At 66.0% G+C, this 22,691-nt stretch carries 22 protein-coding genes; 10 read left to right on the top strand and 12 right to left on the bottom strand.

The features are described from left to right. Positions 1–68: 68 nt before the first annotated feature. On the bottom strand, positions 69–686 hold the full coding sequence (locus J2R80_RS11275) for a LysE family translocator (RefSeq protein ID WP_076827353.1): 618 nt from the start codon (positions 684–686) through the stop codon (positions 69–71). A gap of 159 nt (positions 687–845) precedes the next feature. Then, a complete protein-coding gene (locus J2R80_RS11270; RefSeq protein WP_076827351.1) occupies positions 846–1,472 on the bottom strand; it encodes an FMN-binding negative transcriptional regulator in 627 nt (208 codons plus the stop codon). Positions 1,473–1,570: 98 nt separating this feature from the next. Between J2R80_RS11270 and J2R80_RS11265 the strand changes: the two genes are divergently transcribed. Beyond that, the gene (locus J2R80_RS11265; protein WP_253638594.1) at positions 1,571–3,085 is read left to right on the top strand and encodes a PLP-dependent aminotransferase family protein; all 1,515 of its coding nucleotides are present in this window, start codon (positions 1,571–1,573) and stop codon (positions 3,083–3,085) included. Between the two features lie 13 nt (positions 3,086–3,098). Here the strand turns inward: J2R80_RS11265 and J2R80_RS11260 are convergent, their stop codons facing one another. From J2R80_RS11260 to J2R80_RS11250, 3 genes are all read right to left on the bottom strand, one after another. Next, positions 3,099–3,611 (bottom strand): DUF1465 family protein, encoded by a 513-nt coding sequence (locus J2R80_RS11260; RefSeq protein WP_028333674.1) that lies wholly within the window; start codon positions 3,609–3,611, stop codon positions 3,099–3,101. A gap of 804 nt (positions 3,612–4,415) precedes the next feature. Next, positions 4,416–5,444 carry an IS110 family transposase gene (locus tag J2R80_RS11255; RefSeq protein WP_057016162.1) on the bottom strand — a complete coding sequence of 343 codons (1,029 nt, stop codon included), beginning with the start codon at positions 5,442–5,444 and terminating at the stop codon, positions 4,416–4,418. 175 nt (positions 5,445–5,619) lie between these two features. Further along, entirely contained in the window at positions 5,620–5,811 is a 192-nt protein-coding gene (locus J2R80_RS11250) for a DUF1192 domain-containing protein (protein WP_253588770.1), read from the bottom strand. Between the two features lie 273 nt (positions 5,812–6,084). On the opposite strand from J2R80_RS11250, the gene metG reads away from it, so the two are divergent. The 3 genes from metG to J2R80_RS11235 all read left to right on the top strand — a co-directional run bounded on the left by metG (position 6,085) and on the right by J2R80_RS11235 (position 11,829). Next, on the top strand, positions 6,085–7,764 hold the full coding sequence (gene metG / locus J2R80_RS11245) for a methionine--tRNA ligase (RefSeq protein ID WP_253638593.1): 1,680 nt from the start codon (positions 6,085–6,087) through the stop codon (positions 7,762–7,764). Between the two features lie 69 nt (positions 7,765–7,833). After that, positions 7,834–8,832, top strand: coding sequence for an NAD(P)H-quinone oxidoreductase (locus J2R80_RS11240; RefSeq protein ID WP_253638592.1), 999 nt, complete (start codon positions 7,834–7,836; stop codon positions 8,830–8,832). A 120-nt stretch (positions 8,833–8,952) separates the two neighbouring features. Next, positions 8,953–11,829 (top strand): EAL domain-containing protein, encoded by a 2,877-nt coding sequence (locus J2R80_RS11235; RefSeq protein ID WP_076827342.1) that lies wholly within the window; start codon positions 8,953–8,955, stop codon positions 11,827–11,829. 113 nt (positions 11,830–11,942) lie between these two features. On the opposite strand, the gene J2R80_RS11230 is transcribed toward J2R80_RS11235, so the two are convergent. Next, entirely contained in the window at positions 11,943–12,221 is a 279-nt protein-coding gene (locus J2R80_RS11230; RefSeq protein WP_253638591.1) for a hypothetical protein, read from the bottom strand. A gap of 115 nt (positions 12,222–12,336) precedes the next feature. Between J2R80_RS11230 and J2R80_RS11225 the strand changes: the two genes are divergently transcribed. Further along, the gene (locus J2R80_RS11225) at positions 12,337–13,830 is read left to right on the top strand and encodes a sensor domain-containing diguanylate cyclase (RefSeq protein ID WP_253638590.1); all 1,494 of its coding nucleotides are present in this window, start codon (positions 12,337–12,339) and stop codon (positions 13,828–13,830) included. 236 nt (positions 13,831–14,066) lie between these two features. On the opposite strand, the gene J2R80_RS11220 is transcribed toward J2R80_RS11225, so the two are convergent. Then, positions 14,067–16,100 carry a DEAD/DEAH box helicase gene (locus J2R80_RS11220; protein ID WP_253638589.1) on the bottom strand — a complete coding sequence of 678 codons (2,034 nt, stop codon included), beginning with the start codon at positions 16,098–16,100 and terminating at the stop codon, positions 14,067–14,069. 343 nt (positions 16,101–16,443) lie between these two features. Next, positions 16,444–16,791, bottom strand: coding sequence for a hypothetical protein (locus tag J2R80_RS11215; protein WP_076827336.1), 348 nt, complete (start codon positions 16,789–16,791; stop codon positions 16,444–16,446). A gap of 70 nt (positions 16,792–16,861) precedes the next feature. Here J2R80_RS11215 and J2R80_RS11210 point away from each other — a divergent pair, with 70 nt between their 5' ends. Further along, positions 16,862–17,188: a hypothetical protein gene (locus J2R80_RS11210; RefSeq protein ID WP_253638588.1), complete on the top strand. Its 327-nt coding sequence runs from the start codon at positions 16,862–16,864 to the stop codon at positions 17,186–17,188. On the opposite strand, the gene J2R80_RS11205 is transcribed toward J2R80_RS11210, so the two are convergent. Both J2R80_RS11205 and J2R80_RS11200 read right to left on the bottom strand, forming a co-directional pair. Beyond that, positions 17,143–17,655, bottom strand: a complete 513-nt coding sequence (locus tag J2R80_RS11205) for an HAD family hydrolase (RefSeq protein ID WP_253638587.1) — start codon at positions 17,653–17,655, stop codon at positions 17,143–17,145. The two genes, J2R80_RS11210 and J2R80_RS11205, sit on opposite strands and share 46 nt — an antisense overlap. 86 nt (positions 17,656–17,741) lie before the next feature. After that, the gene (locus J2R80_RS11200; protein WP_253640958.1) at positions 17,742–18,356 is read right to left on the bottom strand and encodes an ABATE domain-containing protein; all 615 of its coding nucleotides are present in this window, start codon (positions 18,354–18,356) and stop codon (positions 17,742–17,744) included. 187 nt (positions 18,357–18,543) lie between these two features. On the opposite strand from J2R80_RS11200, the gene J2R80_RS11195 reads away from it, so the two are divergent. From J2R80_RS11195 to J2R80_RS11180, 4 genes are all read left to right on the top strand, one after another. Next, on the top strand, positions 18,544–19,239 hold the full coding sequence (locus tag J2R80_RS11195; RefSeq protein ID WP_253638586.1) for an alpha/beta fold hydrolase: 696 nt from the start codon (positions 18,544–18,546) through the stop codon (positions 19,237–19,239). Positions 19,240–19,272: 33 nt separating this feature from the next. Beyond that, positions 19,273–19,872 (top strand): TMEM175 family protein, encoded by a 600-nt coding sequence (locus J2R80_RS11190; protein WP_253638585.1) that lies wholly within the window; start codon positions 19,273–19,275, stop codon positions 19,870–19,872. 40 nt (positions 19,873–19,912) lie between these two features. Continuing rightward, positions 19,913–20,767 (top strand): alpha/beta fold hydrolase, encoded by an 855-nt coding sequence (locus tag J2R80_RS11185; protein ID WP_057017696.1) that lies wholly within the window; start codon positions 19,913–19,915, stop codon positions 20,765–20,767. Between the two features lie 163 nt (positions 20,768–20,930). Continuing rightward, positions 20,931–21,701 carry an SDR family oxidoreductase gene (locus tag J2R80_RS11180; RefSeq protein WP_253638584.1) on the top strand — a complete coding sequence of 257 codons (771 nt, stop codon included), beginning with the start codon at positions 20,931–20,933 and terminating at the stop codon, positions 21,699–21,701. Between the two features lie 31 nt (positions 21,702–21,732). On the opposite strand, the gene J2R80_RS11175 is transcribed toward J2R80_RS11180, so the two are convergent. Both J2R80_RS11175 and J2R80_RS11170 read right to left on the bottom strand, forming a co-directional pair. Then, positions 21,733–22,236, bottom strand: a complete 504-nt coding sequence (locus J2R80_RS11175) for an SRPBCC family protein (RefSeq protein WP_253638583.1) — start codon at positions 22,234–22,236, stop codon at positions 21,733–21,735. Continuing rightward, entirely contained in the window at positions 22,233–22,559 is a 327-nt protein-coding gene (locus tag J2R80_RS11170) for a helix-turn-helix transcriptional regulator (protein WP_141340053.1), read from the bottom strand. The genes J2R80_RS11175 and J2R80_RS11170 overlap by 4 nt, the downstream gene beginning before the upstream one ends. Positions 22,560–22,691: the final 132 nt, after the last annotated feature.

Below are 22,691 nucleotides of genomic sequence, written 5' to 3'. Positions count from 1 at the left end.
AAGCAGCTCGTCGCGCAGCTTGGCGAAGCGTTGATCCGCACCATCGCCGCTGATGGACATGACTGCTTCTAGCGATCCTGGAAGGCCAGCCGCGCACCGAGCGCGACCAGGATGCTGCCGCCGATCCGCTGCATGATGCGCCGCGACCTCTTCGAGCGCTGCAGCTTCGACATCACGGCGCTGGCGAAGAACACGCAGACGATATCGACCGCCGAGAAGGTCAGATTGACCGCTGTGCCGAGCAGAAACAGCTGGGCCCAGACCGGCAGGCTGGCCGACGCATCGACGAATTGCGGCAGGAACGCCAGGAAAAAGATCGCCGTCTTCGGATTGAGCACCTCGACGACGATGCTTTGCGCGAAGGCGCGCTCCGCGGAGAGCGGCGCAAGTGTGGGGCGCTTTGCATTGTCGCGGTCGCGGAACAGCGACAGCCCGAGCCAGACCAGATAGGCCGCACCGGCAAGCTTCATCGCCATGAACAACGGCGGCACCGCATGAAACAGCAGCGCGAGGCCGGCCGCCGCGGCGACGACATGGACATAGCCGCCGAGATGCAGCCCGAGCGAGGCCATCAGCCCCGCGCGCCGGCCGCCTGCCAGCGTGCGGGCCGCGGCATACAGCATGGCGGGACCCGGGATCAGCGCGAAGGTCGCGGTCGTGATCGCGAAGGCGAGGTACAATTCCATGTGTGGGCGTCAATCTCTGCAGGGGTCGAGCGGGCGCAACTTCCTCCGCCGTCATTGCGAGCGAAGCGAAGCAATCCATCTGCCCGCATATGCCGATAGATGGATTGCTTCGTCGCTATCGCTCCTCGCAATGACGGTCTGGAATTTGTTCAAGGCGTCTCAGCTCGCCGGAATCATTGCCGCGACCTCGCGATCAGTCGGATTGTCGCTGGCCTCAAGCCCCGCGATCACGCCGGCGCGATCCTCGAGCTTGCGGTTCTGGCTCATCTTCTTCTTGGCATCGATCCGCGTGATTGGCATCCGGAAGCCGACGATCCCGCGCAGCTGCGCCTTGATGAAATCACCAGGCGCGTCACTGACCTGCCAGGCTTCCGGGCGCGAAGTTTCGTGCAGCTCGGTCAACCGGGTCACGACGTCCAGCAGACGATCGGCATTCTCGAAGAACTCGGCCGCGCCATAGGCGTGGACGGCGACGTAATTCCAGGTCGGCACCACTTTGCCGTGCTCGGCCTTGGTCGCATACCAGGACGGCGTCACATAGGCGTCGGGCCCCATGAAGATCGCCATCGCCTCGCCGACCGCGGGCAGCTTCCACTGCGGATTGGGCCGCGCGACGTGACCATACAGCGTGCCGTAGTCGCCCTCGTTCTCATTGAGGATCAGCGGCAGCGGCGTGCCGATCAGGCCGTCGGCGGTTGCGGTGACCAGCGTCGCGAGCTTCGAGGCCCGCATCGCGGCGTGGACCGGACCGAGCTCATCCATCCTGAAATGCGGCGGCAGGTACATCGCGGACCTCTTGACAGACCTCATCAATTGCTGCTCGCACCATAGCGCCGAAGTGGCCTATGATAAGGGCCACTTTCGATCAAACTAATTGGTCCACTATGCCCCGCCTGCGCGCCACGATCAGCATCCCCTCGCTCGCCACGATCGACCGCGCCGCCGGACAGGTCGGGCGGCAGATCGCGCAGGCCCTGCGCGCCGCGATTGCGAGCGGCGAGCTGAAGGCCGGGGATTTTCTGCCGTCGACGCGCGCGCTGTCGGCCTCGCTCGGCGTCGCGCGCGGCACGGTGACGGAGGCCTTCGAGCAGTTGCTGGCCGAGGGCTATCTGGAATCGCAGGTCGGTGCCGGCACCCGCGTCGCGCCGACGCTTGCCGAGCAGGCACGGCCCGTCGTGGTCAATCGCAAGCCTAACAAATCAGTGCCGATCCGGTTGCCGCCGCGCGCGGCGCGGCTTGCCAAAGTGGCGGCGGCCTTCAGGCCGATGCCGGAGGTCCCGTTTGCGATCGCGGTCCCCGGCGGCGCGGTCGCGCCCGACGACCATTGGCGCCGCCTCGGCAACCGCGTGCGCGCATCGCGCGCCGCGGCGCCGGCGAGCTATGGCGATCCGCGCGGCCTGATCGAGCTGCGGCAGGCGATCGCCGACTATGTGCGCAAATCCCGCGCGGTGCATTGCGAGCCCGAGCAGGTCGTGATCACGGCCGGCACCCAGCAAGGCCTCTATCTCGCCGGCCGCGTGCTGCTGTCGTCAGGCGATCCTGTCTGGGCCGAGGATCCCGCCTATCCCGGCATGACCGCCGTGCTCGACGATCTCGATCTCGTCACCACGCGCGTTGGCGTCGATGCGCAGGGCATCGACGTCGATGCCGCCACCGCCGCGTGCCCGCACGCACGCGCGGCGTTCGTGACGCCGTCGCATCAATATCCGCTGGGCATGCCGATGAGCATGGCCCGCCGCAATGCGCTGGTGGCGTGGGCGCAACGAAGCAATGCGTGGATCGTCGAGGACGATTACGACAGCGAGCTGCGCTACGCCGGGCATCCCTTCCCGTCGATGCAAGGCCTCGCCCCATCGCGGGTGATCTATTTGGGCACGCTGAGCAAGGTGCTGTTTCCCTCGCTGCGGCTCGGCTATGTCGTGGCGCCTTCGCCGCTGATCGACGCTTTCGCCGGCGCGCGGGCGCTGCTCGACCGGCATTCGCCGACCGCCGACCAGCATGTGCTGGCAGCCTACATGCGCGAGGGGCTGTTCGAAGCGCATATCAGGCGCATTCGTGGCGTCTACGCCGCACGGCGTGCGACGCTGATCGCGGCGCTGACGCACCACATGCCTGGTGACGTCACGCTGCAGCCGAGCGACCAGGGCATGCATCTGCTGTTGTGGCTGCCCCACGACCTCGACGATGTGCAACTGGCAAAATCAGCGCTTGCCGCCGGCATCGTGGTGCGGCCGATCTCGCCGATGTACAAGGCCGCGCCACGCCCCGGCCTGATGCTCGGCTTCGGCGGTTTCGAACCGGAGGAGTTGGAGGCGGCGGCGATCAGGCTGCGGCGCGTGATGGATCAGCACACGTCGCCGCGGCGGACCAGGCCACGCCGCGCGGACGCGTCACACTGATTTGCTGTCCGGATTACTGCTCGAACGCCGCCTTGAGGCGGTTGAGCTGCGGCACCAGCGGGTTGCCGATCGTCGAGCGGTCCGGCGCCGGCGCGTGGATCGTGGTGTCGAGGCGGCGGACGCGCGCCTGCAGATCCATCGAACGGGCGATCAGCTGCTGCAATTGCTCGGGCAGCTTGGTCACCATGTCGGCCGGGCCGGGATCGGCGGCCGACAGCTTCACCTTGGTCTTTTCGCGATTGGCCTGGGTCAGCGTCATCTCGCCTTCCTTGACCGCGCGATGCAGCAGCAGCCAGGAGGCGAGCTGCATCAGCCGCGTGGTCAGGCGCATGCTTTCGGTGGCATAGGTCAGGCTCACGGACCGTTCGAGCGCCTTGGCCTCGGCACGTCCGTCGCCGTCGAGATAGGCGGCGGTCTGCTCGACCAGGTCCATGCCTTCCCGGAACAGCACGCCGAATGCCGCAGAATTGGTCAGCCGTTCACTGAACAGTACAAGCCCGGCTTCGCTCTGGGAACGATCGGCCATGGTTAACGCCCTCACACCACCGTAACGCCCGCTGGCATCTGACGCGCCAGCTTATGATGAACAAATCATTGCGCGGGCGCGCCGAAGAGTCCAGCCGCAACCGGATTTATGGTTTCCAGCCCCTAGGACGCACAAAAAAGAGCCGCCGTTTCCGGCGGCTTTGAAGTTGATAACAGGGAGGCGTCAAACAGAGTGGACAGGAGCCACTCGGTGTCCAAACGAGGACAATGCAGTCATAATCGAGAAAGCTTAACCGATCGTAAATGAACGGATTTCTTGACACTTTGTTTGCCATGTCGGCCATTGACCTAGTTTGGGACAGGCCTCTTCTCCTTCCCCTTGAGAGGGGAAGGTCGGGATGGGGGTCAACCGCAGGCGACGGCGTATGTGAAGAGAGCTGATCCCCACACGCTTTGCTCTGGCGAGCAAAGCGACCTCCCCTTTTCAAGGGGAGGTGGAGCCGCGTAGCCCGGATGGAGCGCAGCGAAATCCGGGAACGGTCCATCCGCGGATAGCGCGGCTCCCGGATTGCGCTTCGCTTCATCCGGGCTTCTGTAACGGGCCTTGGTTAGTCAATCCCTTTTCGCGTCATCCACTCGCCGGGCACTTGCTTCTGTACGGGATCGGCGCGAAGGCCGTCGCCTGATGGGGTGCATTGAGGAGCCGGCCGGCCAATCTACGGATTGCGTGGTCGTGAGCCACTTCCCGGATGGCGGCCTGACCGGATCCATCGTCCCAGCGGAGGGACTTCGCTCGGGGAGAGCCTGGTGTCGTGGCCCGCCCGGAACCGATTGCTGCTCCTGGCTAGATGGCCTTGGTCATCGGGTTGAACGGTTTGGTGTCGGCGAGCATGCGATGCAGGATCACGGCGAGCTTGCGAGCCAGCGCTACCTTGGCCTTGCGCATGCCTGCGCGCCGGGCGATCCGCATCGCCCAGCTCTTCAATGCCGAGCAATTCTTGACCGGCTTGGTCAGCATGACGTGAGCTGCCTGGTAGAGTGCCTCGCGCACGGAGGCATCCCCGATCTTGCTGATGCGGCCGGTGTAGTCGGTCTCACCGGACTGGTACTTCTTCGGGGTGAGCCCAAAGTGGGCTCCCGTGGCCTTCGAGGAGCGGAAGCGCTTCGGGTCGTCGATCGCCGCGGCATAGGTGAGCGCCACGATCGGACCAACGGACGGCGTTGTCATCAGGAGCTTGGCGGATGGATGCGTCCTGGCGAGCTTCTGGGTGTGCTTGTCCAGGCTCTTGAACTCCCGCAGCAGCACCGCATGGGCTTGGAGCAGCGCCGCCGCGACCAACTCCAGTCCGGGATGGCCGGTCACGAGCTCGCGGATGCGTCCGGCGAACGTGCGCTCGGTGGTCGCACCGACCTTCAGGCCAAAACCGCGAAGTATGCCGCGCAGGCTGTTCTCGACATCGCGAAGCTTGGATTGCAGCAGCTTGCGCGCCGTCAGGATGGCGCGGGTCTCCTGCGCCGCGACCGACTTGCAGTGCACCGGCCGGAACCAGCCGAGCCGCATCAACTGCGCGATCCGGCGGGCATCGTTGCGGTCCGTCTTCACCGGCATCGACTTGAAGGCTTCGCGAACGTGCCGCGTTTCCAGCAGCTCGACCGCAAGCCCTGCGTCTCGCAGACCCGCATACAGCCATTGCGACAAGGGGCCTGCCTCCAGCCCGATCCGTTCCAGTACCAGACCCAGCGACCGGAACCAGGCGATCAGCGCCGCCGGCTCGCTCGCAACCTTCGTCTCGCGCAAAATCTTGCCTGTCCCATCGACAAGGCAAACGCTCGAGCATTCCAAAGACACGTCAATTCCTGCATAGTGGTACATGGTCGTCCCTTAATGATGCTTGGAGCGGGCTTGCCCGACTCCGTTGAACACCATCAGTTTGAGGGACGACCGCCTTCCAACCAACAGGCCGCTCGCGAGCGCGCTTCCAAATTGCGCCGTAGCGAGCGGGCGGCCGGCCCGTTACCCCATCTACGACAGAAATGATGGCGCAGCGCTACGACTTGAAGAACGCGTTGGCGGCGTCCTTCGACGCGCGCTTCTTCGTCACCGCCTCTTTCAGGCGATCGACTTCGGCGTTGAGCAGCGCGATGCGCTCCGTCAACTCCTCGACCGACAGCAGCGAGAGATCCTGGCCGATCTCATGGCTGATTTTCTTCCGCGGCCGGTCCTCATTCTCAATCGGCATGTGTCTTCCCCGCGATGCTGATCTGGCGTCCTGCGTCCAGCGATGATAGATATCCGTCCAGAGGAGAATTTTGCAGTGACTTTCGTGTGCCCGCAACATCTGACGCGAATGCCCCGGCCCGACCGCAAGGAATCTGACCGGACGGGATAGTTGCGCGCCTGCGCGCGAGGCATGAGCCGACCCCAAGCCCTTCCGGTCACGCGGGAGGGCTTTTTGATTTTCCGCTTTGATTCTTGCGGGGTCGGCATCACCGAACGCGAAAGACCTTAATCCATGACCAAGATTCTCATCACCAGCGCGCTGCCCTACGTCAACGGCGTCAAGCATCTCGGCAATCTCGTCGGCTCGCTGCTGCCCGCCGACGTCCACGCCCGCTTCCGCCGGCAGACCGGCTGCGACGTGCTCTTCATCTGCGCGACCGACGAGCACGGCACACCGGCCGAGCTCGGCGCCATCGAGGCCGGACAGGATGTCCGGGCGTTCTGCGACGCACAGCACGCCGTCCAGGCCGACATCTATCGGCGCTTCGGTCTGTCGTTCGATCATTTCGGCCGCACCAGCTCGCCGTACAACCATGCGCTGACGCAGCACTTCTATCGCCGGCTCGATGACGCCGGGCTGATCGAAGCACGCACCTCCCGACAGGTGTTCTCGCCGGCCGACCGGCGCTTCCTGCCAGACCGCTACGTGCTCGGCACCTGTCCGCATTGCGGCGACGCCGGCGCGCGCGGCGATCAATGCGACCATTGCGGCACGCTGCTCGACCCGCCGGACCTCATCGATCCCCGCTCGGCGCTATCCGGCAACCGCGCGCTCGAGATCCGCGACAGCCGTCATCTGTATCTGCGCCAGTCGCAGCTGGTCGACAGCATCGGCGCATGGATCGACAGCCGCACCGGATGGCAGCCCTTCGTGGTGTCGACCGCGAAGGGCTGGCTCAATGCCGAGCTGCGCGACCGCTGCATCACGCGCGATCTCGCCTGGGGCATCGCGGTGCCGCGCGACGGCTTCGACGGCAAGGTGTTCTATGTCTGGTTCGACGCGCCGATCGGCTACATCGCGGCGACGCAGGAATGGGCCGACGCCGCGCCAGGCCGCGACTGGCGGCAATGGTGGTGGCAGGCCGATGACGTCAGCTACATCCAGTTTCTCGGCAAGGACAACATCCCGTTCCACACCGTGAGCTTTCCGGCGACGCTGATCGGCTCCGGCGAACCGTGGAAGACCGCCGATGTGATCAAGGGATTCCACTGGCTGAATTACGAGGGCGGCAAGTTCTCGACCAGCAGGAAGCGCGGCATCTTCACCGATGCGGCGCTGGCGGAATTGCCCGCCGATCTCTGGCGCTGGTGGCTGATCGCCAACGCGCCGGAGAGCGCCGACACCGATTTTGGCGTCGCCAGATTCGTCGCCGACGTGAACAAGGATCTCGCCGATATCTTCGGCAATCTCGCCAACCGCATCATCAGCTTCGCGCATCGCGCCTTCGACGGCCGCATCCCGGATGGTGGCGCTCCCGGCGATGCCGAGCGCCAACTCGCGCTTGAACTGGAGCAGCGCATCGCAGCGCTGCACCGCCATCACACGGCGCTGGAATTTCGCGCGGCGGCGGCCACGACCCGCGCGATCTGGGACACCGCGAACGCTTATCTGCAACACGCGGCACCCTGGACAGCGATCAAGTCCGATCCGGCACGCGCGGCAGTCATCACCCGCACCGGGCTCAATCTTGTCGCGCTCAGCGCCACGCTGGCGTGGAGCATCGTGCCTCACCTCGCGGCGCGCGTGCTCGGCGCGCTCGGTCAGAGCGATGCCCTACCGCGCTGGCCCACTGGCCCACTCGTTCCGCTGCTCGATCGTGGCGCGGGCACGCCGGTCGCAAGGCTCGGCCCGCTGGTCGAGAAGATCACGCCTGAGCGAGCCAGCCAGCTCACGGCGCGGTTCGGGGCTTAATGGCGTTTCGCTTCGGTGGAAAAGGCGGTATGCCATCCGCCGATCCTCTCCACTGACCAGGGACCAGCCATGCCAAATCTGCCCGCGCAAATGACCGTCGTTGCCATCAGCAAGCCGGGTGGCCCTGAGGTGCTGGTGCCGGAGACCCGCGCGGTGCCGGTGCCGAAGGCCGGCGAGATTTTGGTCAAGGTCGCGGCCGCCGGCGTCAATCGTCCCGACGTCGCGCAGCGCTCCGGCTCCTATCCGCCGCCGCCCGGCGCCAGCGACCTGCCCGGCCTCGAAATCGCGGGCGAAGTGGTCGCGCTCGGCGAAGGCGCAAAGCACAAGATCGGCGACAAGGTGATGTCGCTGGTCGCCGGCGGCGGCTACGCGCAATATTGCATCGCGCAGGACGCGCAGGCGATGACCGTGCCGCCCTCGCTGTCGATGCAGGAAGCCGGCGCGATTCCGGAAACGCTGATGACGGTGTGGCACAATGTGTTCGAGCGCGGCGCGCTGCAGGCCGGGGAGACGCTGCTGATCCACGGCGGCTCGTCCGGTATCGGCACGATGGCGATCCAGCTTGCCAAGGCGTTCGGCGCCAAGGTGATCGTCACCGTCGGCTCGCAGGCCAAGGCCGATGCCTGCCTCAAGCTCGGCGCCGATCACGCGGTCAATTACAAGACCGAGGATTTCGTCGAGGCGGTGAAGAAGGCCACCGGCGGCAACGGCGCCAATGTCATCCTCGACATGGTGGGCGGCGATTATATCGACCGGAACTATGACGCCGCCGCGGTCGAGGGCCGCATCGTCCAGATCGCGTTCCTGTCGGGAACACCGAAGGCCACGGCCAATTTCGCCAAGCTGATGGTCAAGCGGCTGCACCACACCGGGTCGACCCTGCGCCCCCGTAGTAATGCGGACAAGGCGGCGATGGTCGCGGCGATCGAGGCGAAGGTGCTGCCCTTGCTGCGCGAAGGCCGCGTCAAACCGCTGATGGACAGCACATTCCCGCTGGAAAAGGCCGCCGACGCGCACCGGCGCATGGAGACCAGCGAACATATTGGCAAAATTGTGTTGGCGGTTTAACCCTCGCGACGGAAGCAGGGGCGGAAACCCTTTGATTCGCTTCGCTTTCGTGTCATTTATCGCGCCACCGCCGGGCCGGTCGCCGGGTCCGGTCAGTTTGTCGATCGCGGAGTACTGACATTGCGTCTGATCAGGTGCCTTGCGCTGCTCGCGCTGGGCCTCATGATGTTTGCCGCCGCGCCTGCCGCGTATGCGATCGACGCGGTCAGCGTGCGCAGCGATGCGCCCGCGATCGATCTGACGGCGGTTCTCGACCATCAGCGCAGTGAAGCCGACCGCATCCAGGTCTCCACCGCCCCCGGAACCGACGGCATCGTGCGCCGCATCGAGGTTCGCGCCCGCGAAGGCGGCCAGAACTGGGTGGTGTTCGCGCTCGCCAACAACACCGACGACCAGCTCGACCGCCTGATCGTTGCGCCGCACTACCGCATCGTGTCGTCCGGCTTGCTGTGGCCCGACCTCGGCCTGTCGCGCATCGCTACCATCACGCCGTCGGTCGGCGATCGTCCCGAGCGGCAGGAGAGCCCGACCGCCGACGTGTTCCGCATCACGCTCGATCCAGGCGCCGTCGTCACCTATGTCGCGGAACTGCGCACCGACAAGCTGCCGCAACTCTATCTGTGGGAACCCGACGCCTACAAGGACAAGGTCAACTCGTTCACGCTGTACCAGGGCATCGTGATCGGCATCTCGGGCCTGCTCGCGCTCGTGCTCACGATCTTGTTTGTGGTCAAGGGCAGCATCATGTTCCCGGCCGCCGCGGCGCTGGCTTGGGCGGTGCTGGTCTATATCGGCGTCGACTTCGGCTTCTGGGGCAAGGTGCTCGACATGTCGAACAACGCCGAGCGCGTCTGGCGCGCGGCGGGCGAGGCGATCCTCGCTGCGACACTGCTGGTGTTCCTGTTCGCCTATCTGAATTTGAGCAGATGGCACGTCCGCTACTCGCACATCACGATCGGCTGGCTGGTCTTCCTCGGCTCGCTGGTCGCGCTGGCGCTGTTCGATCCCGCGGTCGCCTCCGGCATCGCGCGCATGTCGCTGGTGATGATCGCCTTCGCCGGCTTCGCGCTGATCGTCTATCTCTCGACCCACGGCTTCGACCGCGCGGTGCTGCTGATCCCGACCTGGTTCCTGCTGGTGGTCTGGGTGGTCGCGGCCGGCATGACGGTCGCCGGCTCCGTCACCAACGACATCGTCGGCCCGGCGCTGCTCGGCGGCCTGGTGCTGATCGTGATGCTGATCGGATTCACGGTGATGCAGCACGCCTTTGCCGGCGGCGGCGCCACCACCGGCGTCGTCTCCGATGTCGAGCGCCGGGCGCTGGCGCTGACCGGCTCCGGCGACCTGATCTGGGATTGGGACGTGTCAGCCGACAAGGTGTTCACCAGCCCGGAGACCGAGGCCCTGCTCGGCCTCAAGCGCGGCACGCTGGAAGGCCCGGCGGCGAAATGGCTCGAGGTGCTGCACCCGCTCGACCAGGACCGCTTCCGCGCCGCGCTCGACAGCGTGCTCGACCAGCGCCGCGGCCGCCTGGTGCAGGATTTCCGGCTACGCACGCCGGACGGTCACTTCATGTGGTTCGCGCTGAAGGCGCGGCCGGTGGTCGGCTCCGACGGCGAGGTCTCGCGCGTGGTCGGCACCCTCACCGACGTCACCGAGTTCAAGAACTCCGAAGAGCGGATGCTTCATGACTCCGTCCATGACAACCTGACCGGCCTGCCGAACCGCCGGCTGTTCATGGACCGCCTCGGCGCAGTGGCGAATCTCGCCAAGACCATGCCGAACCTGCGGCCGACCCTGATGGTGATCGACCTCGACCGCTTCAAGCAGGTCAACGATTCCGTCGGCATCGCGGTCGGCGATTCCATTTTGCTGACGCTGGCGCGGCGGCTGACCCGCATCCTCAAGCCGCAGGACACGCTGGCCCGCATGGCCGGCGACCAGTTCGGCCTGATCCTGCTGTCGGAGCAGGACCCGGCACGGATCACCAATTTCGCCGAGACCATCCGCAAGACCATCCGCGCGCCGATCGCGTTCAACGACCGCGAGATCTTCCTGACCGCCTCGATCGGGCTTGCGTTGTCCGACCCGGCGGCGCCGCTGACCGACGAGATCATCAAGGACGCCGAGCTTGCGATGTATCATTCCAAGCGGATCGGTGGCGACCGCATCGACGTCTACAAGCCGGCGATGCGGGCGCGCAAGACCGACCGCCTGACGCTGGAGAGCGACCTGCGCCGCGCCATCGAGCGGCAGGAGATCACGATCCTGTACCAGCCGATCGTGCGGCTGGAGGATCGCGCGATCGCCGGCTTCGAGGCGCTGGCGCGCTGGGATCATCCCAAGCTCGGCCGGATGTCGCCGTCGGAGTTCATCAACGTCGCCGAGGAGACCGGCCTGATCGTCGATCTCGGCATGTTCGTGATGGACCAGACCGCGCGCCAGCTCGCGGTGTGGCAGCGCGCGATGCGCGCCCGCGAGCCGATCTTCGCGTCGGTCAACGTGTCGTCGCGGCAGCTGCTGCGTCACGATCTGATCCACGATATCCGCACCGTGCTGTCGCGCTCCTCGGTGGCGCGCGGCACGCTGAAGCTTGAGCTGACGGAATCGCTGGTCATGGAGAATCCGGAGCACGCCGCCCAGATGCTGGCGCGGATCCGCGAGCTCGGCACCGGGCTGTCGCTCGACGATTTCGGCACCGGCCACTCCTCGCTGTCCTATCTGCAGCGCTTCCCGTTCGACACCATCAAGATCGACCAGTCCTTCGTCCGCACCACCAGCCGCGGCACCCGCCCGGTGATCCTGAAATCGATCATCGCGCTGGCGCACGATCTCGGGATGGAGGTGGTGGCGGAAGGCGCCGAGACGGATTCGGATGCCGTCGAGCTCTACCAGCTCGGCTGCGAATACGCCCAGGGCTTTGCCTTCGGCGAGCCGATGGACGCCGATGCGGCGACCCGGCTGCTCACCGAGGAACGGCTGGAAGCCGCGAGCTAACTCTTGTCGTCCCGGCCTCGTGCGCAATTGCGCACGGGAGCCGGGACCCATACGCCGCGGCCCATCCATGACGCGCTGGGGCCGGTTGCCTTCGTAACAACAACGCCCTGTGGTTATGGGTCCCGGCGTTCGCCGGGACGACGGTTGGGCATGCGCTTGAACCTGACGCTCTTGCCGTCGGCCTGGCGGGTGGCGATGTAGCCGGCCTCGATGCAGGCCTCGCGCTGCGGCATCTTCTCCTGCGGGCTGCGCAACGTCTCCCACCACGAGGCCCGGTGCGCGGCGCGCGGCAGCGCCGCATCGATGATCGCCTCGATCTCCTCGAAGGTCAGCACGAATTCCGGCAGATGCTGCTTCTTCAGATAATCCCGCAATGCGTCGTAGTCGTTCACAACGTCCTCGATGACAAAAGTCCGGCAACCACCCGTTAACCCATTCGGCGGCTGCTGTCGCCATTTAAGGCGACAACAAGATTTCCCGTTGCATGACGGCGCATTGGAGCGGGACATGTCATTTCGACGGCGAAACGACGCAAGGCGGCGCTGGCGGCTATCGGCAAAGCTGCTGATCGCGGCGTCGGTTGCGACCGTCCTCGGCTTCTCCGCGGTCTGCGCCGGCGTGATGTTCGACATGCGCCGCGGCGAGGAGGAACTGGCCCGCCGCACCCTGGAGAATCTGGCGTCGGGGATCGAGGCCGACATCAGCCGCAACATCGAGCTCTACGACCTGTCGCTGCGCGCGGTCGCCAGCAATCTCGAGATGCCGGATATCCGCAATATCAGCAAGGAACTGCGCCAGCTGATCCTGTTCGATCACGCCGCGACCGCAAAACATTTCGGCGCGATCCAGGTGTTCGACACCAAGGGCAATTTGACCATCGACGCAGCGAGCCTGGATCCACGGCCGGAGACCCGCAGCGACGAGGAGTACTTCACGGTCCAGCGCGACAATCCCGATGCCGGCCTTTACATCAGCCGGCCGATGCTGCATCGCGGCGCCTACGCCATCGTGCTGAGCCGGCGCATCGTCGACGACGAGGGCCGCTTCCTCGGCGTCGTGGTCGGCTCGATCCGCTTCAGCTATTTCCACGATCTGTTCGGGCGGCTGAACCTCATGCCGGGCGACACCATCACCGTGCTGCGCAACGACCGCACCATCATCATGCGGACGCCGTTCGATCTCGACGTGATCGGCAAGAACCTCGCGGAGCGGCTGGACTGGAAGGCCGAGAACCTGAAGGTGGGCGGCGCCTTCTCCGGCAAGGGCCCGGTCGACGACATACCGCGGCTCTATGTCAGGCGCAGCAGCTCCGGGCCGCTTTACGTGGTGGTCGGCAAGCCGCTCGAAGCCGTCTTCAACCTCTGGCGCACCGAGGCCATTCGCATCGGCGCGATCATGGCGTTTCTGATCCTGTTCGTGCTCAGCGCAACGCTGGTGCTCGCCCGCGAGATCGTCCGCCGCGCCGACGCCGAGGACAAGCTCGAGGAGATGGCGACCACCGACGCCCTCACCGGCCTGAAGAACCGGCGCAAGTTCGACGGCGAGATCGAGCGCGAATGGCGCCGTGCCGGCCGCTACGGCCAGCCGGTCGCGCTCTTGATGATCGATGCCGATCATTTCAAGGCCTACAACGACACCTATGGGCATCAGGCCGGCGACCAGGTGCTGGTCGGGATCGCGATCTGCATTTCGGACGCGGTGCGCCGCGCCGGCGATTGCCCGGCGCGCTTCGGCGGCGAGGAGTTCGCCGTGCTGCTGCCCAACATGACCGCGCTCGAGGCCTTCAACCTGGCCGAGACCATCCGCCGCAAGGTCCAGCAATGGTGCGCGGGCGAACTGATCACGACAGTCAGCATCGGCGTGGCCAGCATGCGGCCGACCGCGGGCCAGCAATGGTCCGATCTGATCGAGGCCGCCGACAAGGCGCTCTACGCCGCCAAGGCCAACGGCCGCAACCAGTCGGTGCTCGCGACCGTGCCGAAGATCGCGCTGGTGGCGTGAGGGGCCAAGCGGCTGCAAAATACCGGGCGTCACAAGCAATCAGTTAGACGCGAAGCCCTCTCCGCATCGTCGTCCCGGCGAAGGCCGGGACCCATAACCACAGGCGTTCGTTGTCGAAGCGAGCTGCGGCTCCAGCGTTAGGCAACAATGAGCATTCGGGGTAATGGGTCCCGGCCTTCGCCGGGACGACGGTGAGGATGTGGCACGGCTTGTGACTCACACATCCGCACGCCAACTCAGCCCCGCCGCTTCTTCTTCGGCTTCTTGCCGAACTTCGGTTTCGCCGACACATCCGGCCACTGCGTGAGTCCGGCGTGGCTGGACTTGCCCGGATGCTTCTTTTTCTTTCCGAACCGCGGCTCGTCGCCGGATTTCGGCCTGAAGCCTTTTCCGTCCCGATCGGATCGGAACGAGTCCCTGGATTCCCTCTTTGACGCGTATTCCTGACGCGAACCGCTCGCGCCTTCGCTCGAAAATGCTCTGGCCTCTCGGTCCGGCGCGCCGCGCCGCTTTCCTGCACCCTCGGCGCGCGGCGCGCCGTATCCGCCGTCGCCATCGTCGCGCCAGGGCTTGCGCGCCGGCTTCTCGCGCACCTCTCCCTGCGGCGCGCCCGCCAGCGGCTCGATGCGGATGCTGTCTTCCTTGTCCGGACGCTTGATCTTGACCGCGAAGGAATCCGCGACCCGCGCGGCGATCTCGAATTCGGTGCTCGTGTCCATGATCTTGATCGCGCCGATGTCGCGCTTGTCGATGCCGCCACGGCGGCAGATCATCGGCAGCAGCCAGCGGGCTTCGGCGCTCTTCCGGCGTCCGATCGCGGCGCGGAACCAGACGGTCGCCTCCTCCATGCCGTGACGCGCGGAGGACTTGCCGGTCTTCGATCGCGGCCCGGCGGCACGATCATCGCGGCGCGAGGCGCGCTCGCCGCGGCGATCGTCGCGGTCCCGACCGCGTCCCTCGCCGGGATCGAGAATGTCTTCGGGCGCAGGCAGCCGCGCACGGTAAAGCCGGGCGAGCGCTGCGGCAATCGCCTCGGGCGCGCGTTCGGCGAGCAAGGCCTGCGCCAGCGCCAGATCATCTGACGTCGCCTCTTCGGAGAACACTGCATCCTGCAGCAGGCGATCATGGTCGAGCTTGCGGATCTCCTCCGCCTGCGGCGCGGAGCCCCAGACCACATCGATGCCGGCGAGATCGAGCAGCAATTCGGCGCGCCGCCGCCGTGCCGGCGGCACCAGCAGGATGCTGACACCCTTGCGGCCGGCGCGGCCGGTGCGGCCCGAGCGATGCTGCATGACCTCCGGATCTTTCGGCAGATCCGCGTGAATGACGAGATCGAGGCTCGGCAGGTCGATGCCGCGCGCCGCGACGTCGGTCGCGACGCAAACCCGCGACCGCCCGTCGCGCAACGCCTGCAGCGCCTGGGTCCGCTCGTTCTGGGTCATTTCGCCCGACAGCGCGGCGACGGAGAACCCGCGCTCGAGCAGCGCCGCCTGCAAATGCCTGACGGCCTCACGCGTGTTGCAAAACACCAGCGCGCTCGGCGCCTCATGGAAACGCAGCACGTTGACGACGGCGTGCTCGACATCGTCGGCGGCCACCCGGATGGCGCGGTACTCGATATCGGCATGGCCGCCTTCGTCACCCGCGACCTCGATCCGGAACGCCTGCTCCTGATACTGCTTGGCGAGCGCGACGATGCCGCGCGGAAACGTCGCCGAGAAGAGCAAGGTGCGGCGGGTGTCCGGCGTGGTCTCGAGGATGAATTCCATATCCTCGCGGAAACCGAGATTGAGCATTTCATCGGCCTCGTCGAGCACGACGACCTTGAGTTCCGAAATGTCGAGACGGCCGCGCCGCAAATGGTCGCACAACCGGCCGGGCGTCCCGACCACGATGTGGGCGCCCTCGGCAAGCTCGCGCTGCTCGCGGCGCGGGTCCATGCCGCCGACGCAGGAGACGACGCGGCCGTCGGCGTGTTCATAAAGCCAAGCAAGCTCGCGCTGGACCTGCAAGGCGAGCTCGCGCGTCGGCGCGACGATCAGGGCCAGCGGGGCGGCGGCCGGCTCGAACCGCTCGGCGCCGTCGAGCAAGTCCTTTGCCATGGCTAGGCCATAGGCAACGGTCTTGCCCGAGCCGGTCTGGGCCGAAACCAGGAGATCACGGTCGACCGCGTCGGCGGCGAGCACGGCGAGTTGGACCGGGGTCGGTTGATCGTAGTTGCGCTCAGCCAAGGCGCGGGCGAGCGGCGAACTTGTGGTCGGAAAGGGCACGAGATGGGAAACCTTGATTGGTCCGGGCGCAGAACGTCGAGCGGGACGACCTGGAGCTGCGTACCCGGCAGGCGGCACAGCCGCATGACGATTTGGGCTGCTTTACGCCAAGAAGCGCCAAATCGCCATGCCCCCGTCGCAGAAAAGCTGGCGCCCGGACCAGGCGGCCTGCCCGATCCGGGCCGTAGGGCTGGTCAGCGCGATGGCGGGTGACGGCTTCGCCTAACCTGCAAGACCGTCCGGTCGGCGACAGCCGCCGCTACTTTGCCGCCTTGGCGCATTTGAGAGGTCAAGAGGAACGAGAACGGGGCAAGCACCGTTGCGGGACTCTCTGGACGCGGCATCACTTCGCCTTGAGCGCCTTCTCGTGGCTCTCGAGCGCCGCTGTCATCAGCTTCGGCAATTGCGCGGCATAGACCTCGATGAAGGTGGCATCGCCGCAGGCCTCCGGATCGCGCGCGGCCTGCTCGGCGATGCGCGCGGCCCTGGCCTCGCATTTCGCGAACATGTGCCAGAACCAGTCCGCGTTCTTGCCGAGTGCCGGCTTGTTCTTCTTGATGACGGCGGCGCCGACCGCGCTCATCGCGCTGACGACGCCGGCGCCCAGCGTGCTGATGGCGCGCGCGTTGAGGATGTCCTCGCGCCCTTGCGCGGTGGCGTTGGTGGCGGTCGCTCGTCCCTTGGCCGGCATGCTGTGAGCTCCTTCGATCCCTGCGGCGGATGCAGCATCGGCCGCGGAAGTTGAGGAAAGCTCAAGGGGCATGGTTGAGAACCGCTATGGATTTCATTCCGGTTTTATGCGCTTCCGAGCGATCGGGCCTGGAGGGGCGTTTTGCCCTCTTCTCTGCGCGGGAATCCGTCAGGCGTCGTTACCCTTTGGCGCCGTAGCGGCGGATCAGCTGACCGGCGACATCGTCGAGATCATTGCCGACGACCTGCGGCTGCGGGCCGACGGCGAGGACATCGTTGCCGGGACGCTTGATCAGCGCGGCCTCCCAGCCGGCCGCGACCGCGCCCAGCGTGTCCCAGGTGTGGCAGGCGATCAGGCAGAACTCCGAGGGCTTGCCCCGAGCTCCTTCTCGACATAGCCATAGGCCTGCCGCGACGGCTTGTGATGCTTGACGCCGTCGGCGGAGAAGCGCCGCTCGAACAGATCGACGATGCCGCCATGGGTCAGCTGCCGGGTCTGCACCTCGAGCAGATTGTCGGTCAGCGTGAACAGGCGGAAACCCGCCGCGCGCAGCCTGCGCAGCGCGCCGGGCACTTCGCCGTGCGGCGGCATGGTGGAGAATTTCTCGGTCAGCTCCTGCTTGTCGGCATCGTCGATCCTGATGCCGCGGGTGTCGACCAGCATCTTCATGACCGCGGCGCCGATATCGGTGAACGGCACGTAACACCCCGCGACGGTGAGCGAGGCCGAGTACATGATGAAGTTGGCGAACCACAGCCGCATCGCGCTCTTGTCGTTGAAGATGCGCGCGAACACCGGCTCCATGGTCTCGAGGTCGAGCAGGGTTTCGTTGACGTCGAACACGATCAGGGGAAGTGCCGCCATTTTGTTGGGCTCCTGTTGGGCTTTGTTTTGAGCATGATCTTTTCGGAAAACCGCTACGCACTTTTCCGGATCATGCTTTGGTGGTCTCAGCCCCTGTCCTTCATCCGGCTGCGGTGCGCGGCCTGCTTGGCGCGGTTGCCGCAGATCGCCATGCTGCACCATCGGCGCGCCCGCGCCCGCGTGTGGTCGGCAAACATCAGCGTGCAGGCCGGGCCCTCGCACGCCTTGATGTCGGAGAAGCTTTCCTCGCAGGCGACCCTGGCCATCGCTTCCCCGATCGGCAGCAGCAATGTTTCGGCCGAACGCCAGCGCCGCGTCCGCTCCAGCGCGAAACCGTCATGGCCGCCATCGCCGTCCTTGTGGCGATGCGCCACGATCCGGCTGAACGCCTGATCGCTTTCCAGCAGCCGGTTCAGCGGCTCGATCTCCTTGAGCGCACGCGGCGCCAGCGGCCGGCCCATATGCTTGCGCACGAAGCCGCGGAACCACTCGCGCAAATCGCGGGCCTGACCGGCGACGTCGTCGAGCTCGCCCGGCGTCGCGCGCGCCTTGAGCTCGTCGAGCACTTCGGGCGGCACCAGCTGCGCCTGCGCGAGCCAGCGCAGCAGGCCGTCGCCATCGCCGATCCAGTCGACCGGCGTATCGACCGGCGTCGCGATCGAATTGATGAAATCGATGCCCAGGCTGTCTGCGATGAACATCGCGGGCGGATGGGATTGCACGGTGACGCCCTCCTGGCGGCTTTCTGACGGCTTCCTCAGTCACGGAAATAGTAACCTGATAAAATTCATTTGACAAGTTACGCGTCCTGGACCATAAGCGCGATAACCTGTAAAATAGCATTTTAGAGGTTATGGCCAAAACGGGCCTGAAACGAGGGAGCGGACAATGTCGAACAAGGATGTCAGCGTGGTGCTTGCGCATGGCGCGTGGGCCGACGGCTCGAGCTGGGCGCGGGTGATCACGGCGCTCGACGCCGAGGGCATTACAGCGGTGGCGGCGCCGCTGCCCCTCACCTCGCTCGCCGACGACGTCGCCGCGCTGAACCGCACTCTGGACCGCGTCGCGGGCCCGGTGGTGCTGGTTGGCCATGCCTATGCCGGCGCCGTGATTGCCGAGACCCGCTCGCCGCGCGTCAAGGCGCTGGTCTATGTCGCGGCGCTGGCGCCGGATGAAGGCGAGACGGTCGCCGACGTATTCTACCGCCTGCCGCCGCATCCGTTCGCGCCGAAGCTCGCGCCCGACGCCAATGGCCTGATCTGGCTCCCAGAGTCCGCTTTCGCAGCGGCCTTCGCGCAAGGCGCGCGGTCCGAGGACCTTGCGGTGCTCGCCGCGGTGCAGCGGCCGATCTCACCGGCCTGCATCACCGTGCCGGTCGGCCGCCCGCTCTGGAAGGACGTCCCGAGCTGGTTCCTGGTTGCCGAGGACGACCGGATGATCGCGCCCGAGACTCAGCGCAGCATGGCGGCGCGGATGCAGGCGACCGTGCGTTCACATCCCGTCGATCATACCCCGATCGTCACCGCGCCGAAGCTCGTCACCCACATCATCCGGGAAGCGGTCGAGAACGTTACAGAGCACTGACCTCTTCCCACGATTTCGGACAGGAGAGCTGCCATGCAGGAGAAACGTCTCTCGGCCGACCGGCTCGGCGCGTTTTCCGATGCGGTGATCGCCGTCATCATCACGGTGATGGTGCTCGAGTTGAAGGCGCCGGAGGGCTCGCGGTTCGCCGACCTGCTGCCGCTATGGCCGACCGCGATCAGCTACGCGGCGAGCTATCTGTTCATCACGGTGATCTGGGTCAATCATCACCATCTGCTGCATCTCGTGCAGCAGCCGACGCCACGGCTGATCTGGCTGAACTTCGTGCATCTGTTCGCGGTCTCGCTGCTGCCGTTTGCCACCGCATGGGTCGCGCGATCGCACATGGCCGCCGCGCCGGTGGTGGTCTATGCGGTCATCTTCCTGCTGATCGATCTCGCCTATCTCGCCTTCGAGCGCGCGGTGCTGACGCAGGCAGACCAGAGCCTGATCTCCGAGCGCGTGCGGACATGGACGCAGCGCCGCACCTTGCTCGCCGTGCTGGTGTTCGCGGCCGGCGCCGCCATCGCCCCGTTCATGCCGCTGCTGGGCTTTGCCACCGTGTGCTGCGCCCTGCTGCTCTATCTGCGTCCCGAAGCGATCAGCGGGCTCGCGAAGCAAATCAAATCCTAAGTCCCGGAACTCACCAACGCACGACCACAAGGAGTGACAGATGTCCCAGGTCAAATACCGCATTGCCGATGTCGACGGCTTTAACATCTTCTATCGCGAAGCCGGTTCGCCCGGCGCGCCAAAGCTGCTGCTGCTGCACGGCTTCCCGAGCGCCGGCCACATGTTCCGCGATCTGATCCCGCAGCTCGCGGACAAATTCCACATCGTGGCGCCGGATTTGCCCGGCTTCGGCCAGTCGGACATGCCGCCGCGCGACAAGTTCAACTACACTTTCGACAGCATCGCCGGCGTCATCGATCGCTTTACCGAGGTGATCGGCTTCGATCGCTTCGCGGTCTATGTGTTCGATTATGGCGCGCCGACCGGCTTCCGCCTGGCGGTCAAGCATCCGGAGCGGATCACGGCGATCATCTCCCAGAACGGCAACGCCTATCAGGAAGGCCTCAGCGACGGCTGGACGCCGATCAAGGCCTATTGGCAGGATCCCTCGCCGGCGAACCGCGACGCCTTGCGTGCGTTCCTGACGCCGGAGACCACGCGCTGGCAGTACACCCACGGCACATCAGATCCGCAAACGGTGTCGCCGGACGGCCAGAACCTCGACAACTACTACATGGCGCGGCCCGGCGCGCACGACGTGCAGCTCGATCTGTTCGGCGACTACAAGAGCAACGTCGCGCTCTACCCCACCTTCCAGACTTACTTCCGCACCCACCAGCCGCCGTTCCTCGCGGTGTGGGGCAAGAACGATCCGTTCTTCCTGCCGCCGGGCGCCGAGGCGTTCAAGCGCGACAATCCGAAGGCGGTCGTCAAATTTTTCGACACCGGCCACTTTGCGCTGGAAACGCACGCCGCCGAGATCGCGCAGGCTATCCGCGAGTTCCTGAACCGCTGACTCAAGGATGTCGGCACCCACAACTCTATCCGCGTCTTTGCGAGCGAAGCGAAGCAATCCATAGCTCCGCACAACGGAAGGATGGATTGCTTCGTCGCTGTCGCTCCTCGCAATGACGGGCTCACATCCACTCAGTCGCGCCGACCACTGCAAGGAAGTACACATGACTACATCCGTCGCCATCGTGACCGGCGCCAGCTCCGGCATCGGACGCGCCGCCGCGCTGCGGCTCGCGCGGGATTTTTCCGCCATCGTCCTCGTCGCGCGCAGCGGCGAGAGGCTGCGCGAGGCCGCTCAGGAGATCGAAAGACGCGGCAGCACGCCGCTGGCGCTCGAGCTCGATCTCGCCGCGCCTGATGCCGCTGATGAAATCGTCAAGGCCACGCTGGATCGCTTCGGCCGCATCGACGCGCTGGTCAATGTCGCAGGCTCAGTGCCCGGGCTCGATCTGTTCGAGCTGACCGACCAGCAATGGGACGCCGGCCTCGCGCTCAAGTTTCACGGCGCGAGGCGGCTGACGATCCGCGCCTGGGACGCGCTGAAAGCGTCGCAAGGCGTTGTCATCTTCACGTCAGGCAATGCCGCCGTGCTACCCCGCGCCGGCGCCGCCGCGGTGGGCACGATCAACGCCGCGATCGAGGCACTTGCAAAAGCCTTCGCCGAGCGCGGCATCGACGACGGCGTGCAGGTGAACTGCGTGTCCCCGGGCGCCGTGATGACCGGCCGACGCCTCGCGATGCTGGAGAAGATCGCAGCGGCAAGGCAGCTCGATGTCGACGCGGCCAAGGCCGGCTTCCTCAGGCAGGCCGGCATCAGGCGGTTCGGCACGCCGGAGGAGATCGCCGACCTCGTCGCCTATGCCGTGTCGCCGCCGGCGCGCTGGATGACCGGCACCGTGCTGCGCATCGATGGCGGCGAGATCAGGACTGTCTGACATCGCCGCGCTATTGCCGATCCGCGCGCGGTCATGCTTTCGGCCCCTGCGCGGCGCGTGCCGCGAACATCGCGAGCAGCCGGCCCCAATCGCCTTCGGTATCAAAGATGCGGCGCATCTCGGCGGCGCGGGCGCCGTAACGGTCGAGCTTGCGGTGCTCGAGCTCGACGCGGGTGGCGTCCTTGCCGTCGGCAATGAAGCGCACCTCGATCTCGGTCTTCAGGTTCGGATCGTATTGCCAGTCCGCGGCGATATCCCACGACAGCACGAGGCGCGACGGGGGCTCCCAGAGCAGCACGCTGCCCCAGTCGCAGGTACTGCCGTCGTCGCCGCGTTCGTACCAGCGGCCGCCGACGCGCGGCTCCATGATTGCATCGACCGCATTGGTCTTGCCGATTTTGTAATGCGCGAGCGGCCACCACGTGCCCATCTGCTCGGTGAAGACCCGCCAGGCCACCGCCGGCGGCGCCTCGACATTCATCACCTTGCGGACGCTGTAGGGATCGTAATTGTCGGAGGTCGCTTGCATCGTCATCGGGATCTCCTCTCTTTGGCGGCTTCGCGTTCGGCCGCTTGCTTGAAGGCGGTCAGTGTCTTGTCCCAGAATCCGTCGAGCCAGCCGCGCAGGCTCTCCAACCCGCGGGTGTCGATGGCATAGAGCCGCCGCGTGCCTTCGATCCGCACCACGGCAAGGCCGGCGTCCTTCAGCACCCGAAGATGCTGCGACACTGCCGGACGGCTCACCTTGAGGCCGTCGGCGATCTCCTGCACCGATCGATTGCCCTCACGCAGCCGCTTGAACACCAGGCGGCGGGTCGGGTCTCCCAGCGCGTCGAGCGCGCGTTCGGCGCTGATCATAATCGTGTCGTCCGTTGTTGGATTTAACGTAAGTCTACACTTACGGTAAGTCAAGGCTAACGCTCTGTTCCAAATGAAACGGCGCGGCTCCGATCGAAGCCGCGCCGTTCAAATCGTCTTGCCGCAAGTGCA

The sequence above is a fragment of the Bradyrhizobium sp. USDA 4541 genome, from assembly GCF_024171085.1.
Taxonomy (GTDB): domain Bacteria; phylum Pseudomonadota; class Alphaproteobacteria; order Rhizobiales; family Xanthobacteraceae; genus Bradyrhizobium; species Bradyrhizobium australafricanum.
The sequence above is the reverse complement of the archived record's forward strand: the minus strand, read 5'-3'. Positions and strand labels throughout refer to the sequence as shown.

What these genes read in the sequence shown, in the direction of transcription:
- J2R80_RS11275 (WP_076827353.1), bottom strand. Translation starts at nt 686, where the DNA reads ATGGAATTGTACCTCGCCTTCGCGATCACGACCGCGACCTTCGCGCTG.
- J2R80_RS11270 (WP_076827351.1), bottom strand. Translation starts at nt 1,472, where the DNA reads ATGTACCTGCCGCCGCATTTCAGGATGGATGAGCTCGGTCCGGTCCAC.
- J2R80_RS11265 (WP_253638594.1), top strand. Translation starts at nt 1,571, where the DNA reads ATGCCCCGCCTGCGCGCCACGATCAGCATCCCCTCGCTCGCCACGATC.
- J2R80_RS11260 (WP_028333674.1), bottom strand. Translation starts at nt 3,611, where the DNA reads ATGGCCGATCGTTCCCAGAGCGAAGCCGGGCTTGTACTGTTCAGTGAA.
- J2R80_RS11255 (WP_057016162.1), bottom strand. Translation starts at nt 5,444, where the DNA reads ATGTACCACTATGCAGGAATTGACGTGTCTTTGGAATGCTCGAGCGTT.
- J2R80_RS11250 (WP_253588770.1), bottom strand. Translation starts at nt 5,811, where the DNA reads ATGCCGATTGAGAATGAGGACCGGCCGCGGAAGAAAATCAGCCATGAG.
- metG (WP_253638593.1), top strand. Translation starts at nt 6,085, where the DNA reads ATGACCAAGATTCTCATCACCAGCGCGCTGCCCTACGTCAACGGCGTC.
- J2R80_RS11240 (WP_253638592.1), top strand. Translation starts at nt 7,834, where the DNA reads ATGCCAAATCTGCCCGCGCAAATGACCGTCGTTGCCATCAGCAAGCCG.
- J2R80_RS11225 (WP_253638590.1), top strand. Translation starts at nt 12,337, where the DNA reads ATGTCATTTCGACGGCGAAACGACGCAAGGCGGCGCTGGCGGCTATCG.
- J2R80_RS11215 (WP_076827336.1), bottom strand. Translation starts at nt 16,791, where the DNA reads ATGCCGGCCAAGGGACGAGCGACCGCCACCAACGCCACCGCGCAAGGG.
- J2R80_RS11210 (WP_253638588.1), top strand. Translation starts at nt 16,862, where the DNA reads ATGGTTGAGAACCGCTATGGATTTCATTCCGGTTTTATGCGCTTCCGA.
- J2R80_RS11205 (WP_253638587.1), bottom strand. Translation starts at nt 17,655, where the DNA reads ATGGCGGCACTTCCCCTGATCGTGTTCGACGTCAACGAAACCCTGCTC.
- J2R80_RS11200 (WP_253640958.1), bottom strand. Translation starts at nt 18,356, where the DNA reads ATGTTCATCGCAGACAGCCTGGGCATCGATTTCATCAATTCGATCGCG.
- J2R80_RS11195 (WP_253638586.1), top strand. Translation starts at nt 18,544, where the DNA reads ATGTCGAACAAGGATGTCAGCGTGGTGCTTGCGCATGGCGCGTGGGCC.
- J2R80_RS11190 (WP_253638585.1), top strand. Translation starts at nt 19,273, where the DNA reads ATGCAGGAGAAACGTCTCTCGGCCGACCGGCTCGGCGCGTTTTCCGAT.
- J2R80_RS11185 (WP_057017696.1), top strand. Translation starts at nt 19,913, where the DNA reads ATGTCCCAGGTCAAATACCGCATTGCCGATGTCGACGGCTTTAACATC.
- J2R80_RS11180 (WP_253638584.1), top strand. Translation starts at nt 20,931, where the DNA reads ATGACTACATCCGTCGCCATCGTGACCGGCGCCAGCTCCGGCATCGGA.
- J2R80_RS11175 (WP_253638583.1), bottom strand. Translation starts at nt 22,236, where the DNA reads ATGACGATGCAAGCGACCTCCGACAATTACGATCCCTACAGCGTCCGC.
- J2R80_RS11170 (WP_141340053.1), bottom strand. Translation starts at nt 22,559, where the DNA reads ATGATCAGCGCCGAACGCGCGCTCGACGCGCTGGGAGACCCGACCCGC.